Source organism: Leptothoe sp. LEGE 181152 (assembly GCF_032906605.1).
Classification (GTDB): domain Bacteria; phylum Cyanobacteriota; class Cyanobacteriia; order Phormidesmidales; family Phormidesmidaceae; genus Leptothoe; species Leptothoe turfae.
Window position 1 is genome coordinate 1 of record NZ_JASATU010000019.1, and the last position, 16,561, is coordinate 16,561.

Annotated in this window: 13 protein-coding genes; 7 read left to right on the plus strand and 6 right to left on the minus strand. The window is 43.5% G+C overall.

Annotated elements, in window-relative coordinates; all coding sequences use genetic code 11:
* Positions 1 to 246: 246 nt before the first annotated feature.
* The 4 genes from QGP82_RS12415 to QGP82_RS12430 all read left to right on the plus strand — a co-directional run bounded on the left by QGP82_RS12415 (position 247) and on the right by QGP82_RS12430 (position 4,398).
* On the plus strand, positions 247 to 495 hold the full coding sequence (locus QGP82_RS12415; RefSeq protein WP_499059383.1) for a hypothetical protein: 249 nt from the start codon (positions 247 to 249) through the stop codon (positions 493 to 495).
* Between the two features lie 284 nt (positions 496 to 779).
* Entirely contained in the window at positions 780 to 1,052 is a 273-nt protein-coding gene (locus QGP82_RS12420; protein ID WP_163664493.1) for a hypothetical protein, read from the plus strand.
* 419 nt (positions 1,053 to 1,471) lie between these two features.
* The gene (locus QGP82_RS12425; RefSeq protein WP_163664491.1) at positions 1,472 to 1,669 is read left to right on the plus strand and encodes a hypothetical protein; all 198 of its coding nucleotides are present in this window, start codon (positions 1,472 to 1,474) and stop codon (positions 1,667 to 1,669) included.
* Positions 1,670 to 2,052: 383 nt separating this feature from the next.
* A complete protein-coding gene (locus QGP82_RS12430) occupies positions 2,053 to 4,398 on the plus strand; it encodes a GNAT family N-acetyltransferase (RefSeq protein ID WP_499059385.1) in 2,346 nt (781 codons plus the stop codon).
* Between the two features lie 172 nt (positions 4,399 to 4,570).
* On the opposite strand, the gene QGP82_RS12435 is transcribed toward QGP82_RS12430, so the two are convergent.
* From QGP82_RS12435 to QGP82_RS12460, 6 genes are all read right to left on the minus strand, one after another.
* Entirely contained in the window at positions 4,571 to 4,909 is a 339-nt protein-coding gene (locus tag QGP82_RS12435; RefSeq protein ID WP_163664487.1) for a HetP family heterocyst commitment protein, read from the minus strand.
* Between the two features lie 35 nt (positions 4,910 to 4,944).
* On the minus strand, positions 4,945 to 5,139 hold the full coding sequence (locus tag QGP82_RS12440) for a hypothetical protein (protein WP_163664486.1): 195 nt from the start codon (positions 5,137 to 5,139) through the stop codon (positions 4,945 to 4,947).
* Positions 5,140 to 5,195: 56 nt separating this feature from the next.
* Positions 5,196 to 5,963, minus strand: coding sequence for a peptidylprolyl isomerase (locus tag QGP82_RS12445; protein ID WP_499059388.1), 768 nt, complete (start codon positions 5,961 to 5,963; stop codon positions 5,196 to 5,198).
* A gap of 381 nt (positions 5,964 to 6,344) precedes the next feature.
* Positions 6,345 to 6,683, minus strand: coding sequence for a HetP family heterocyst commitment protein (locus QGP82_RS12450; protein ID WP_499059390.1), 339 nt, complete (start codon positions 6,681 to 6,683; stop codon positions 6,345 to 6,347).
* Between the two features lie 152 nt (positions 6,684 to 6,835).
* Positions 6,836 to 8,170 (minus strand): beta-barrel domain-containing protein, encoded by a 1,335-nt coding sequence (locus QGP82_RS12455; RefSeq protein WP_499059392.1) that lies wholly within the window; start codon positions 8,168 to 8,170, stop codon positions 6,836 to 6,838.
* A gap of 116 nt (positions 8,171 to 8,286) precedes the next feature.
* On the minus strand, positions 8,287 to 11,379 hold the full coding sequence (locus QGP82_RS12460; protein ID WP_499059394.1) for a peptidase domain-containing ABC transporter: 3,093 nt from the start codon (positions 11,377 to 11,379) through the stop codon (positions 8,287 to 8,289).
* A gap of 1,262 nt (positions 11,380 to 12,641) precedes the next feature.
* On the opposite strand from QGP82_RS12460, the gene QGP82_RS12465 reads away from it, so the two are divergent.
* The 3 genes from QGP82_RS12465 (at position 12,642) to QGP82_RS12475 (ending at position 16,504) form a co-directional block, all read left to right on the plus strand.
* Positions 12,642 to 13,994 (plus strand): AAA-like domain-containing protein, encoded by a 1,353-nt coding sequence (locus tag QGP82_RS12465; RefSeq protein ID WP_499059396.1) that lies wholly within the window; start codon positions 12,642 to 12,644, stop codon positions 13,992 to 13,994.
* Between the two features lie 124 nt (positions 13,995 to 14,118).
* A complete protein-coding gene (locus QGP82_RS12470) occupies positions 14,119 to 14,643 on the plus strand; it encodes a zinc ribbon domain-containing protein (protein WP_163664474.1) in 525 nt (174 codons plus the stop codon).
* Positions 14,644 to 15,058: 415 nt separating this feature from the next.
* The gene (locus QGP82_RS12475) at positions 15,059 to 16,504 is read left to right on the plus strand and encodes a circularly permuted type 2 ATP-grasp protein (protein WP_250564940.1); all 1,446 of its coding nucleotides are present in this window, start codon (positions 15,059 to 15,061) and stop codon (positions 16,502 to 16,504) included.
* Positions 16,505 to 16,561: the final 57 nt, after the last annotated feature.

Sequence of the window (16,561 nt, forward strand, 5' to 3'; positions counted from 1 at the left end):
CGCCCCTTTACAGCAACGTTAAGCGATGATTGGCTGAAAACCCTCGATCATCAGCAAGGCAATACTGACCACGTCTGGGCTGCCGGATAATCCTTGAGGTTTTTATTGAGTTTTTCAGCAAACCCTAAATACGATATTTTTCCAAGAATCTGCCAAAATGGCCACATCTTTCTCAAAAAAAACAATATTGTATCTACAACAGCAACAAAAGGTTGCTTTAGACATCTTCTTTGGAGAGCCATACTCATGAATATCAACGATCTAAGCTATCTAGGTACTGTTTCTGAAACAACAAATATCTTAGGTGGTCGTCGTCGCCGTCGTCATCGCGGTGGATCTGCTAAAGCTACAGCTGATGCGGCTGCAGATGCACTGGGTAAATACACTAGAACCGATGCTTATGTAGAAACTAATGCGGCGGCTGGTATTGGCTCCAGTTCTTACGCTAGCTCCACATCGTATGCTAGCAATGGCAGACGTCGTCGTCGTCGTTAAGTTTAGCAGATTCTATTGGAGTGGATCTTTGATCTATTTCTAATTTGATCAGCTTTACCATTCAGCAATCCTAGTATTTGCAAGGATGGGAACCTTTAAGGCTCACCAAAAGATCAGGCACCATATTGTTCTTTTGGTGAGCCTTAACTTACAGATGCCCCATTGCGGTTGTATTCTCACAACGAGTGGGGAAATAGCAAGATCGTTTCACTGTTTGTACTATCTGTCTGTCGAGGTTCATTTCTCATCGTTGTAACAACTTATCGTCCGATAAGGAGAAAAAAATGAGTCAGTTGATAATTTCAGACCTTGATTTTTTCAAGGATATATCAAATCAGCTTTATATTCATGGTGGTTCTCGTCGCAGCTCTCGGGGTGTCGACGTTGCTTTAGATGCCGAGTTTGATGCTGATTTCGACGTCGATTTTACAACCTATGTTGGCCCCCATGGTACTCGCCGTGTTAGTGCTTTTGCCAGAGCCCTGAGGGGGAGTGCTTTAGCCAGTGCCACTGCAGTGGGTGGTCGGGCACGCGCCTCTGCTTCTGTTCAGCTGTAAGCTGATTTCTAAGGTTGAACAGAAGCCATTGTCCTTGTGTCACAATATTAAATCTAGTATTGTTCGTCTGAACATGGCTAGTGAGTTTAAGAGTCAGTCAAGTAACTGACTCTTATTTTTATGGGTAACAAAGCTATAAAGAGAATATCAACTTAAAACGAGACCTTTTTCTAAGGATAGTACTTAGACGTCAGAAGCTGGGAATCAAAACCTTACTGATTTAGAAGATGAAGTGCTCTATAAAACGGGCTAATAGCCTAGATTTTACAGGTGAAGAGCTATACCAAAGATTAGTAACGGCAACGTATAAAAAAACTCCTGCCAAGTTGGCAACATTCTCTTAGAACAGGTAGATATAGTATGCTCACCAATCAGAAACTTGGTTGGTGAGCATACTACAAAACTTGGAGAGAAAGATAATGTATATTTCTGATTTGAGCTATCTTGAAACAACAGTATCTTCCGATATCGTTGGTGGTTCTCATCGCCGTCGCCGTCGTCGTGGCGTCAAAATTAAAATCGATGTTGTAAAGGTGAATGCGTCTTCAAAAGCTAGTGCCTATGCATTCAAAGGGAATGCAAAAGCCACTGCAATTACTAAAGTTAGTGTTGACTAATCAGTAATCAGCACCTCTACTTTAATTTGCATTTGGCATCCGATTCTAGCGTTGTTGATTTAGAGAGTGAATCGTTCGTAAAACTTGCTAACAGTTGAGATTTAACGGATTGTTTCATGTCGAGATTCAACAACGCTCTAATTTTCTCAGGAGTTGCATAGAATAGGTCAATTTAACTATTTAGATAGGTTGAACAAGACCTCCGTGCTGCCCAAATCAGCTTAGATGTCAGAGCTCTACTCAGTCCCCTAAAAGAATCACTGTAATTCAGATGATGATTATTTCAGATGAATGCAGTGGTTCTTTTTTGACCTGATATCGTTAAGTAAGCTTCAAGGCCTACCAACTGTATACAGCCAATAGCCGACAAGTTCAATATAGCTATGAGAATTGACGTTGTTGATACGCTTGATCAATTTAAGGAAATAAAAGAAGAGTGGGAATGGGTATACCAATCTGATCCTAAATCTCTTTTTTTTATTTCTTGGGTTTGGCTAAATGGTCGACTTAATTGCCATGAAGCATATGAACAACCTTGGATGATTTTAGCTGCAAAGGAAACTGAACCCAATCAAAATTATGTAGCTTTCTTCCCCCTCGTTATTAATACTGATGAAAAACTACCAGGTCAGCTATATAACGAACTATCAATTATTGGTGTGACAGATGCGATGCATATTCCTTTTATCTGTCTTCCAAACTATGAAAAAGATGTGGCTTCTGCTTTTGCTAATTATTTGCTACAGCATTTCACAGCATGGTCAACTCTAACCATTGCTAATCTTTCAACAGCAGATACTCGATCAAAGTTATTATTAGAAGATTTCCCTAAAGAAAACTATCTTGTTCAGGAACTTCATCACACGAGTGATGTTGACTCTATAGATAACAATATTGTTCCCCATATTCTGTTGCCTCAGGATTGGGATATCTATCTTCAAGAGAAATTAAGCTCGAATACACGTCAAAAAGTCAAACGCCTTTTAAGAAAAGTTAGTCAAAATGGTGAGTTCAGGGTAACGCAACCGACAGCTGAAACACTGGATCGGCATATTAAAGTTCTATTGAATTTTTGGGAAAAAAGCTGGTCGGGTCGAAAAGGCAATGAGCACTGTCGCAACATTTTAGAAAATGCTGATTTGAGTTTACGACGTTGTTTTGAATATCATTGTCTTTATTTGCCAGTTTTATGGCGAAACGATCAACCCCTGGGTGCCATTGCCAATTTGATAGATTGGCAGAAGAAGTCGATGCTTTTTTGGTTGGGGGGACGTGATGAGGCGGTTAAAAATCTCTCGTCAGGTTTAATTTTGCATGCATTGAGTATTCAGTTTGCTATTCAAAACCAATTTGAGGTGTATGATTTTTTGATGGGAAATGAGGCCTATAAATTTTCGTTGGGTGCTCAGCCTCAGCATATTAAAATCTTAACGTTACAACGTCGAGGTGAGTCACAGCGATCGCCTCAGCTTGATATAAGGACATTGCCTCAAGCCCTGGAAATTGCCTCAATTTATCACCAGGCGGGCCGTTTATCTGAGGCTGGGCAGTGTTATCGTCAAATTTTGCATACACAGCCGGAGCATGCTGAGGCTCTCTATGGATTAGGCGTTATTTGTCAGCGTACTGGAGATTGGCAAGGGGCTGAAATATCTTTTAAAAAGTTGTTAGAGCTTCAACCTGACAATCTCAAGGCATGGTTTAGTTTGGGGACGCTCTATCAAACCCAGGGGCATTTACATAGGGCTGACCAGACCTTTCGGCGAGCGCTTGATTTACCTACGGTACCTGTGATTACGGCAGCAATTTTCCATAATCTTGGCTACTTATTACAGCAGCAAGGTGACTGGGATGGCGCTATTGATTGTTATCAACAAGCTAAAGACCTACAGCCTGAATGTGTCGAGGCTGATGTGATTTGGGCGAATGCCCTGTATGAGCAAGGTAAATTGTCCTCTGAAAAATATTCGCACTATGCAAACCTCAATATGGATTTAGGAGACCAGCGACGTCAGGTAGGTGATTTGAGTGTTGCGATCGCATACTATCAACAAGCCATTGCCATGCAGCCTGATTTGGCAGAAGCCTCTTATTATTTGGGACTCACCCTTCAGATCCAGGGTGACGTAGACAACGATAATATTCTTGCTTGCTATCAAAGGGCGTGGCAGCTGAAACCCGCCTATCGGGAAGCTGAGGTTGCTGTTGCCAATATACTATATGACCAGAAGCAGTTACCACCGTCAGAAAATAATCAATATGCGTTGGCTAACTATGAGCTAGGCAACAAATATCAGAAACAGCAAGAGTTGGAGGTTGCGATTTCATACTATCGACAAGCCACGCTGATGCAACCCGAGCTGTTGGATGCCTACTCTCATCTGGCTCTAATGCTGCAGTTAAAAGGTGAGGAATCCTGGGATGAAGCCATTGCTTGTTATCAAAAAGCACTAAATCTTAACCCTGCTGATCCAACTGCAGATATAGGCATAGCGACTATACTTTATCATCAAGGCAAACTCTCTCAATCTGAGCAATTAAGGTATGCTGATAGGGCTTACACCTTGGGCAATTCGCAAAAGGAATTGGGTGATCTACAGGCTGCCATTGACTCCTATCGCATAGCCATTAGCATGAATTCATCGCTGACAGATGCTAAACACGCATTGCGTACCGCATTACAGGAACGAGATAATGTCACTATTAAAGTCAGCTGTGTCAAACAATAGTCAATAATTGTCCTTACACAGCTGATCCTAACTGGTGAGTTGAGCATCAACTTAAAGTCGGGAAGTATTGGTTAATTGATGAAGCCTCAGATGTATGTAGCCAGAAGCCAGGCATCAGTAAGGTTCTGATGCCTGGACCTGTGATGGAGTTGATACCCGGTGAGTTGATACTTTAGTTACTCCATTTCAATGTGGGCGAAACGGTTTGGCTTAACCATTGTTTCCAGCCACCTCTAATATTGATTTGAGACGTATCAACGGTCTTTAGGTATTTGAGGTCAGTAATTTTTTGCCCAGTGTTTTGATGCCCTGTAGAGCATTGAGGCATAGTTAGTGATTCTTGCAACGCTCTCTCTTGATGTCGATTTGCTTTCATTAAGCGATGATAGGTTCGATAGGGCATATATTGAAGTGGATTATGGCCTTCACCATAAAGAAATAAAACGCAAGCCCAAGAATATTTGCCATCAAGAATGGCCTCGATCACTTCATCAAACTCTGCTTTATTCATTGATTCCCTCCAGGGTGTGAGTAGTCATTTCCAGGCTATTCCGTCACGCTAGAATGGCTACTGGCACAGCTACTTGACTGGTTGGGAGATATGTCTACGTCTACCCATTGCTGATAACTTGTCTTCTCTGGGGTCGAATTATCCGAAATAATAACAGTGCTACTTGCCTCTGCAACCACCTGCCCGTTAGCAGTAATAATACGCTTTTTTACAAAATTTTGTCGTTTCATGGTCCAATTCTCCTAATTACATGGGTACTTATTAAATCAATCGTCTCGACACATGGTTATGTGAAGGCTGGATCCAATAGATTTGAATCCAAGTCACTATAAACTAAATGGTTAATCTCTTGTGCCAACCATTCATCAAAAAGCTCCTGAATAATCTCTTGTCGAATCTCCTGTGTTAACTGAGCTGCAATAAAGGCTTTAACCATAAACAGACTATAGCCAGAGTCTGTTTCAATTGGGCCAATAACGCTATCTGGGGGGGAGCCAAAAATAGCAGCGGCCACATGGGGCTCCAATTGCCATCGGCACAGCTTACCCTCATAGCCACATCGCAACTGACGGTCTAAATTGATATCATATACATGGGCCGCAGCATAGAATGTGATTTCCTTTTCCAGAATCTGATACCGTATTTCTGTGGCAATGTGGGATTCTTTGACTTGCAGCTGGTAGAGCAAAACTTGATCAAACTGAAGTCGCTTTTGTGAAAAATACTTCTCAACATCTGAGGCAAATAAACTTTCCTTTAGCTTTTTTTCTAAAAGGTTTGAATATATGCCTGCTTCCCAATCATCAACGCCCATTAAGTGGTCAGCTAGCCAAATAAAGGTGTCAGTCGCTTTTTCTAGGTGATACTCACGGCGAAGACGCTCCGCTTCAGCTTCAACATCTGAAGGGGTAACTGTTATATTTCTAATGCGAGCCCCATGCTGGATTACTTTTTGACTCAGGAGTTTTTGGTAGATACCTTTAAGTTGAGTTGTTTGTTTAAGGTAACTAACAATCTCTTCTGAGGTGAAATCAGCCTTAGAAAAATCTGTCATATGTCAGAGTCTTCCAGTATATAGTCAGCTTAATGGTTTCTCTCGTTGAGAAGTGTAGAACTGATGAGTTTTCCCTATTTAGAATGCTCAGCCCACATCTATGGTTAATGGTGATGACCGATCATCCATTTAATCATGGGGCCGTGAATTCTAAGTTTTCTTGAGAATAGCCTGGTTTTAGGTAGATGTCAGGCCATTTTGGCCAACGGTAACAATTGTTACAAAAAGCAATAAACCCTTTATTCAGCTGAGCTTTCAAAAAGCCTTTGAATAAAGGGTTTGACCTATTTTTGATGAAAATCAACCAGATTAATCGTTGCCTGTTTATACGCTCAATTATTTTGGAGTAAGTGTTGCTTATTAGCCCCTTATCAATGAATTCTAATGGAGAGATAGTGGTTTGGAAGAATTCAGTTTGAACCGTGAGCAAACGTTTCTAAACCCACCTCGGACAGACCGGTCGTTCTGATGACTGTCCTTTAAATAAGATAGGTCTGTAATGTGTGAGCCTGTCCCATGGGTAGAGTTTTGATGTTGGCTACCTGCTGAATTATTATTCTGTTTGCAGGCGATTTGCTGCTGTTTGAGTAAGCGATTGTAGGTACGACAGGGAATGTATTCTTTGGGATTATATCCCTTGCCCCGTAGCCATAATACACAGGCCCATGAGTATTTACCATCCAAAATGGCTGTCATGACATCATCTGACTGTTTATCCATTTTTGATATCCTCTATCTGTTGTTAAATGATTGAATCTCTATTGTGAACTGAGTATTTGTTTCACGGACATGCTCACATTAGTGAGCTTAAGGAGCTGTCAAGCGTCTAAAATGCCTTGATGAAAATCTTCATTACATCTACAATCTAGAGCCTATAAATTGATTCCACCCTTGTTTAACTGTTTGAAAGGATCGATCAAAATGTTGATGACTCGACGTCGACGCAGACTAATATCAACGGTGGCCGTTTGCCCAGGCTTGAAGTTTTTAGGTCCTTTTTCAGTTTCCATATAATGGCTCAAGAGAGCTATCTCAACTTCATAGACCTCTCCTAATTTCTCATCCTTGACGGCATCAGGGGCAACGGTCACCACGGTTCCATCGACTACGCCATAGTCTTGAAAAGGATAGGCATCAAATTTGATCCGCGCAGTCATGCCAGCTTGTACAAAGCCAGCATCTCGATTAGCTAGCTTAGCAAATAATATCAATGGAGCTTCCTTTGGCGCGATTTCTGCGATCGGTTGGCCTGCATCTACAACCTCATCAGGGTTTGCAATTTTGACGTTAAGAACGACACCATCCACCGGTGCTTCCAGAGTTCTATGGCCTAATTTCGCGTAGGCTCCCCGCAGTTGAGTTTTGATTTCAAGAATGTTAGCTCTCAGCTGAGTTGTTTCTACTTCTAGCTGTTGCAGGCGCTGCTGAACTTCTAATACATGACGTTTACCGTCTGCCTGTTGGTGTTTTTGTTCTGCCTTTAAACGTTTGATTTCTGACAGCTGTCCTTGCAAATCACCCTCGTATTGGGTCATGGCTTGCTGTCGTGATAGAAGAGATTGCTCAGCATTAAAGAAATATTCCTGGGAGATTGCTCCATGCTCTTGTAGAGAATGCAGCCGCTGAATACGCTCTTGATGGGCCGTAATTTCTGTCTGAATTTGTGTTGTTAGTGCTTGTGTCGTCGTGGCTTTGGATTTAGCCTGCTCAATAGCTACTGTATAGGTCAGGCTATTGGCCTGGACACCTGCTTGTCGGGTTTGAATCTCTAAACGGGTTTTTGCCACCAAGGCTTGGGTTTGGCTAAGTTTGTCTTGGGCAGCTTCTAGGGCTTGTTCCAGTCGTTCGATTTCATTGCGGTCAAGCTGATCATCTAGCTTAAGTATGGCTTGGCCAGCCTGCACTGGCTCACCTTCTTTGACTAAAATGTCTAACACTTTACCCTGTTTAACAGGCATCACTTTATAGACTTCTCCCTGGGGGATCAACTGTCCGCGGGCAGAACTCACTTCCTCAATTTTTCCCACATAGGCCCAAATGCCAAATGCAATGCAAAAGGTAATACCACCTGTCAGCAGACGGTAGGGCAGCTGCGATGGTGGGCGGTCCAGGGTGGATTGCACCGCGGGTGACCAGGCTGTGATGGCTGAATCAGGCGATGATGTGGATGTGGGCGCAGTGTCGGTAATGCTAGATAAGTTTGTCATGGGTCTGCACTCCAAAAAAGGGGGCTTTGGATAGGGTCGTGACCATAGCGACCCGTCTCTTGATAAAAAAGAAAGAATAACGCTTAGTAACTGATGCTCATTACTGGGCTGGCGACTCAGAGCATTAGCTGTTGCTGGGCTAGATAGTAGTACAAGCCCCGTTCCGCAATCAGCTGGTCATGGCTGCCCTGTTCCACAAGGATTCCTTGATCTAGAACAAGAATGCGATCGACCTGGCGTACGGTCGATAGTCGGTGAGCGATGATAAAGGTGGTGCGGTTACGACTTAGCTGGGCTAGGTTGTGTTGAAAACGTCGCTCGGATTCGGTATCTAGTGAGCTGGTTGCTTCATCTAAAATCAAGACACGTGGCTGTCCTAGCAAAGCTCGTGCAATGGCTATGCGCTGTCGCTGCCCTCCAGAAAGTGTGGCCCCTCTTTCTCCTACCTTGGTGTTATATCCCAAGGGTAATGCTTGAATAAAGCTGTGGGCTTCGGCAAGCTTAGCGACTTCAACAACATCGTCAATGGTATAGTTGGGGCGATGTAGGGTGATGTTGTCTAGAATAGTCCCAGAAAATAGGAAGCATTCTTGAGGGACAACCCCGAGTTGCGATCGCAATGAATGGGGAGCAATATGACGAATTTCATGGCCATCAACCAGAATACGGCCACTACTCGCATGATACAGCCCCTGTAGTAAGCTAATGAGTGTTGATTTACCTGAGCCGCTACGTCCTACAATGGCAACGGTTTCTCCAACAGGGACATCAAAAGAAATATTCTGTAGAATGTTACGCTCGTCATCCTCTGCATAGCGAAACGTTACATTGTCGAACTTAATGTGACCTTGAATAGATGGCAACTCCAACATAGAACGTTGGGTGGCTTCTTCAGGTTTAGCAGAAAAAATATCATTGAGCCGTTCTATGGAAATTGTCACCTCTTGGAATTCGTCCCAGAGCCCTACGAGAGCCAGTACGGGGCCGATGACACTGCCAATCAGCATGTTAAAGGCAAAAAACTGCCCAATGGTTAGCTGATCCTGGATCACCAGATAGGCCCCGTACCAGATTAAAGCCGTACTCCCTAATGAGTGAATAACGCCACTCGATGCTTGCAATGCATTGGCCAGTTTTTGACCATGGAATCGAGCATTGAGTAGCTGAATTAAGTCATTTTCCCAACGCCAGCGAGCTTCTTGTTCCACAGAGACAGCTTTAATGGTGCCAATACCTGCCATCATTTCTACTAAAGTCGAATTTTCCTTAGCATCAGCATTAAAGATCTTGCGTGATACCCGTCGCAGTAATGGTGTCGCTCCAATAGCTAGTAGGGCAATGCATGGAATAAATGCTAAAACCAATAACGTTAAATGCCAGTTGTAATAGGCCATTAAGGCAATATAGACAACCATCATCACGACATCTAGCCAAACAATAACCAGCTGCCGTGTGAGAAACAGCTGAATCTTCTGTCCTTCTTCAACTCGTGTTGTGATGTCCCCCACATGGCGAAAATCAAAAAACTTTAAGGGTAGTTTTAATGTGTGCTGTACAAAACCACTGATTAATGAAAGATCTAAACGATTTGAAAAGTAATCTAGGAGGTATTGACGTACAGCCGTTAACCCAATTTGCCACAGACCAAAGAGCAATAGACCCATAGCAAACACATTGAGTGTAACGATACTACGCTGTACTACCACACGATCTAGAATCACCTGAGTAAACAGGGGAGTTACCAAACCAACCATCTGAATTAGCAATGAAGTGAGAATGATTTGGCTAATGAGAGTGCGGTAGGGCCATAGTAATCTGATCAGATTACCCATCGATTGCTGACCCTCAGCAGTCAACGCTTGTAGCCGGTCAGTGGGGTCCAGGAGCAGAGCATAGCCAGTCCATCCTTCTAAAAACTCTTTCTGCTGTATCCATTTACGACCTTTGGCTGGGTCTGCAATTAAAATACGTTTAGACTGAATTCGATAGACCACAACATAGTGGTCTCCTTGCCAATGGGCTACAAATGGGTGTTGTTTTTCATGCAGACGATCTAAACTCGCCCGAACTGGCCTAGTCTCAAAGCCTACTTTTTCAGCAGCTCTGACTAGCCCTTTTAAGGACGTCCCTTCTCGACTAGTCCCTGCCAGTTCTCGTAGAACATTAAGACTGATCTGTTTACCCCAGTACTGGGCTACCATAGCCAGGCAAGCCACACCACAATCTGCTGTACTTTGCTGCTCAATAAAAGGAAAACCTTGCCAGGGGGGGCGTCCTCGATAACGGGGTTGAGGAAACTCCACTAGACCTTGCTCAGAAATGTTCTCAGGCAAGCCCATTCTATGGGCAGGAGGCGTAACTGAATTTAATGTGGATGTGGAATTCAACACATTTTCAAGAGATATCCTGTTCTTAAATGATGGTGTTTCTACCGTATTTGTTTTGAATCCATTGGATAACGTAGATTCTACGGGGTGTAAAAACGGGAATCGAGCCCATTGTTTTTTGGGGAGGCTATAGATTGACAACGCTTCTCGGGCAACCCAATCAGTCGGAATCGGTTGGGGATACCCCCAACTATCTCCCGGCAACAATGGATTATGTCCATGGCGAGATGATTGAATATGGCCTGATCTCAACCAAAAATGAGAGTCATTGCCTAATTCAACTAATCGCTGTTGACAGGGGACCTGTTGCTGTTGACAGGCACCGACAAACGGATCTAGCTCATAACTACTGAGCCCTTGGAAAGAGGTCATCGTCTTGAAGAAGATTAGCTTTTCGCGGTGTTGGGCTTGGGAAAGTAGATATGTCTTTAAATCTGGTAGCTGGTTAATCCAACGTTGGAAAGTGGTTAACGACATCCAAGCAATTTCAACATTTTCAGCGGCTACGACCCGATATGTGAGCTTGTGATCGTTTAATATTGGCTCCACCCCAAATGTATCACCGCGCTTTAGAGATTGCACAGGGGTGCCACCCATCACCTCTGCATCACTAACAATACGAGCACGACCATCACAGATGATATAAAGCCCTGCACCCTCTTCATGGGATAACGGAGAACCTTGAGGACCTTCCCCATAGGCAAAGAATTCATCGCCTATCTTGTATGTACAAATTTGGAAGGCTTGATTAAAAGCAGTCGGAATAGCAGAAGCTACATTAATTAATGCAGCAATATTAAAAGGTACTGAGGAGTAGTTCATCACCCAAATCCAAACGTGTGCAGGTAAAAACCAGGAAGTTTTAGAACTAAAATTCTTAGATTTCCTGCAACAGAAATCTAGTTGCGGGACTAAGCAGCTTTAGGTTAGCTACCGATTACCCTTGGACCACAGCTGTATGGAACAAACATCTGTGTATTAGGAAATGAATTGAAAATTGAATGAACGTACGTAGATAAATATTGTAAGGTACTTTCTAGAAAGAAAAATCCTTTCCGACTATGGTGAAGCTGACAGGGAAAAATCATTTTTTATTATTACCGTTTTAGGTTAAATTGAAGTTTTTTATAAGAAAATGTGGGTTATTGCCATAATATGCGCAATAATCTCACTCACCACAGCAACAGTATATATATGAGACGCTAACAAAAAACAATATTGAATTTAAGTTGTTATTAAATTTAAATAAATAATTAAGCTGACGCTTTATCGAGGCATGTAGTATGTATTGCAATCTTCGCAAAAAGCCTTCCCCCGTCTGGGGGAAGGCTTTTTTAGTATGTCCGTATTGTTGGTGGTAGAGCACAATACGCCTAATTGCTTAAAATCATAAGCACTATTGCCCAATAACTGGGTTTTTAACAACTGCCTAAGATATTCAAAGGGTTAGATTAAATGAGATCAAGCGAATTACTCTCTTCCCATGGAAAGTCTTAGGAGATTAATATGCAGGCTCTTCTTTGATTTTCACTTCAATATTCCTTAAACATACTGATACTCCAACCGTTTTTAGGTTGCAGAACTACAGAGACTGAATGAAATCATGAGCACATCGTACTTACTCAACTGCGAGAGAGCTCTCACATTGACTGATTGTGTATAGTAATTGCTCAGCAATCGCACTGTCACCGTACTCTTGTCTCAACTCAGTGTATATAAACTAAGAGATTTTTCCATCTGACAAAAGTTACTTGTATTCCTCTTGAAGGGTTACTTATTCCATTAGATAGCGCAAACGTATTTTTTTTTAAAAATAAGATTCAATACAAAAACCAACAACTATGATGATGGCTCAGTGCGGTTTGTGACATTTTTTAATAAAATCTGAAATCTTATTCTACCCTCAGGCACGTCAGGGTGCCTGAGGGGCATGCATTCACTAAGTCTGATTCTTGTCAACACCCAAAAGGTTACTTTCTTGAAAAACTCTAATAAAATTAATTTAGTACACAAAAGTTATCCACATAAGCGATATATGATAGTGCGTATATGCCCTATGGCTTACCCATATCTCTAGGAGCCCTATGACCCCTGATGAGATAGTTCATGTGCTTAATGCAACAGGGCAAAAGCAGTTGCTTCCCGTGCAGGAACTGATTTTACGCCAGTCTTGGGAAGGAGAAACCTATGCCAGTATGGCAGAGGAATTGCATTACGATGCGGCTTATCTAAAAAAAGTGGCGTTTGAGCTATGGCATTTGTTGTCGGATACCTTTGAAACTCCCATTAGTAAAGTTACACTGCGTCCGATCCTTGAACCACAATCCTTAGCCCCTCACCAAAAACAGTTTCTTGAGGACAGTCAATCTCTCCTTGGCAGGCAAGTCTATTTAACAGAGTTATGCTTCAAAAGTAAGTTTCCTGCTGGTTCTATTCCCGTTGGTTCAGCGCTATATATTAGTCATCCAACGATTGAAGACATGGCTTGTCAAGAGATAAGTGAGCCAGGAGGAATGGTGCGCATTAAAGCTCCTAGGAGAATGGGTAAAAGTTCATTGCTGCTCAGAATGCTATCGCATGCAGCCGTTCAAAACTATCGGACTGTTTACTTGGACTGTCAAGAGATTGATGGTCGTCTCAAAGAGGACCAGACTAAATTTCTACGTTGGTTCTGTGCCAACATCAGCTATCAGCTAGATCTAGAGCCCAAACTTGATGATTATTGGGATGCAGAAATGGGTGCTCGTTTAAGTTCTACCCTGTATATTGAGCAATATATCCTTAGGCAGCTTAAAAAACCACTGGTATTATTTGTGGATGATGCAGATCTGCTCTTGCAGCATATTGACATGGCTCGTTGTTTTTTCTCAGTCTTGAGATCATGGCACGAACGGGCGAAGCGCATTGTTTCAATGCAAAATCTCCGACTAGTGGTAACTTATTGCTCAGAGTTTCACAGTTTTCTCGATATCGGCCAATCTTTATGCAACGTCGGCTTGCCAATCAAGTTGCCCTATTTTAGCTTGAATCAGATGCAGCAGTTGGCAGGTCGCTATAAACTACATGACTCGGAAGGTAATGCCGATATAACTTGGCTTTCCTCATTGTTAGCGATGACAGGTGGCCACCCCTATCTCGTGCAGCTGGCGTTTTATAACCTTTGTCAGGGCGCTGTTACTGTAAGGCAATTGTTACGCGATGCACCGACCCTGGCCAGCATTTACCAAGATCATTTGCGTGGTTACTTAGTGGCTTTGCAGTTGCGTCCTGAGTTAATCGCTGCTCTCAAAGACGTCATGACTGCGGAGCAGAGTACCAAGGTTGATCCGATGTTGGCCTATGAGTTAGATAGTATGGGACTCATACAGCTACAGGGTAACCAGGTAATACCTAGCTGTGAGCTATATCGTTTGTACTTTAGTGCGCAACTTTCGTAAGTCTTTCATAATTTAATAGCGGTCAACAGCTGAGTATAGCTCAGGATTAAGATTTTCTGATGTTTATTCATGTTCCCGGCTGGGAAGGCATCATTTAATGATAGCCCTACCTAATCAGATCATCATGGCCTACGTATGTGAACTCAACCCTGGTCACCATGTTTATTTAGATAATCAGGGAGATCAAACGACTGTCACCACGACTATGGGAATGCCAGGACAACAGCAACAGGCTAGTAGCAGCATGACTACGGGGCCTTGGATTGCACCGCCAGAGGGATATCAAAATACCGCTGGGGCTATCGTTAAGTTGTTGACTGCCCAGGGTGAAACCTGTGTGTATATCCAGGGTAATAGCATTACCCTGGCAGGTAGTGAGGTATCTATGGTCGGTGCACAGCAGTTGTCGATGCGACAAACGGTTGCTATGCCCACCTCATCTATGCCGCCGATGCCACCGATGACCATGGGGACGATGCAAATGACGATGACCCCGATGGAAATGCATATGGGGAATATGGAATTAAAGATGAATGCGGCTAATCAAGCGCCTCAACCTGCGGCTACTCGACAGTTTTGTAGCCAGTGTGGTGCCAAAGTTGCCCCTGAGGATAATTTTTGCTCTAGTTGTGGTCACGCCTTAAGCTGAAGAAGATTTTTCCAGGTCTTTTATAGCCACAGCCTTTCTGTTTAAACGGGGATTGAACAACTGTTTTTACAGAATGTGTATAAAAGGATAGTCTCGTATGCTACATCCTCTGTCAGCCTGGATTCTTTCAATTTCCAGGAGGTGTTTGTGGCAGGCTGTTTGCCTCTGTTCTCAAATGCTCTCTGGGGGTTGAGCTTGGATGACTGTGGCACTCTCTCGATGATTACCATAACAATTTACAATGGTGTTCAAAGTTTTGAGCGTTATTGTTCTTCATGGAAAGACGTAATGGTGATAACTGAACGCTGTTTTACCCATTAATGGCTTAACCTGGTATTAAATTTTCGCCAGATGTATGGACTTTTACAATTTGCGATACCGATAGCCGCTAATCAGTGGAATATGCGCTTTGAGAATGCTGATTGTGTTTAATTCCTACGATCCCGGAGATTTTTACGACGAGCTATTTGTCAGACGAGGGGTGCCTCGACCCGAGGCGGCACTATTGGTGAAGCGTATCAGTGACATTTCCATTGATGAGCTGATGCTGCGCCAACAGATGGCTCAGAATATGTTGTTTAAGCTGGGCGTAACGTTTAACGTTTATAACGATAATCAAGGAACAGAGCGAATTTTTCCATTTGATGTAGTGCCTCGCGTAGTGCCTCGCAATGAGTGGCAGTGGCTGGAAACAGGCTTAAAACAGCGTATTAAAGCGTTAAATTGTTTCTTGGACGACATTTATAATGGTCAAAACATTATCAAGGACGGTGTTATTCCCAGGGAGGTGATTGAGTCTGCAACGGGTTTTTTGAAGCCTTGCTTGGGTTTAAAGCCGCCGAAAGGGATCTGGTGTCACATCACTGGGACTGATTTAGTTCGCGATCGCAACGGTAACTGGTATGTCCTTGAAGATAATCTCCGCTGTCCCTCTGGCGTCTCCTACGTTTTAGAAAATCGACGGGTGATGAAAGGGGCATTTCCAGCCCTGTTTGAGGCCCTCAATATTAACCCAGTGGACGATTATCCCAGTCAGCTACTCGCCTCCCTATTGCACCTGGCACCCGACGGAATGCCCGAGCCGCGAGTGGTTCTGTTGTCTCCCGGTATCTATAATTCTGCTTATTTTGAGCATTCATTTTTGGCTCAACAGATGGGCATTGAACTGGTGGAAGGTCGAGATTTAGTTGTGGCAGACGGCTATTTGCAAATGAAGACCACTAAAGGGTTGCAGCGGGTAGATGTGATTTACCGCCGCATTGATGATGAATTCTTAGATCCTCTGACCTTCCATCCTGATTCTCTCTTGGGGGTGCCAGGGCTCATGGACGTGTATCGTCAGGGGCGGGTTGCGATCGCCAATGCTCCAGGTACCGGTGTTGCCGATGACAAGATGATCTACAGTTACGTGCCCGCCATGGTGCGTTATTACCTCGATGAGGCGCAGATCATCCCCAATGTTCCTACTTATCTCTGCGAAAATTCCCAGCAGCAGGACTATGTACTCCACCATCTGGATCAGCTGGTGGTCAAAGCCACCAATGCCTCGGGAGGTTACGGCATGTTAGTGGGCCCCCATGCCACCGATCCAGAGCGTGATGCCTTTGCTGACCAGATTAAGGCGAATCCTCGGGGGTATATTGCCCAGCCCACCCTTTGCCTCTCCCGGGTACCGGCTTTGGTTAACAGTCAGTTTCAAGGCTGCCATGTGGATTTGCGCCCGTTTATTTTGAACGGAGAAGATATCTATGTGAATCCAGGGGGGTTAACGCGGGTGGCTTTGAAGAAAGGGTCGCTGGTGGTGAATTCATCCCAGGGGGGAGGGAGTAAGGATACGTGGGTGGTGGCAGCGGCGAATTAAGTAGGTCTATTTTTTCCCCTTTTGGTGGGTTGTGCCCACCCTACACTTTTCTTAAAA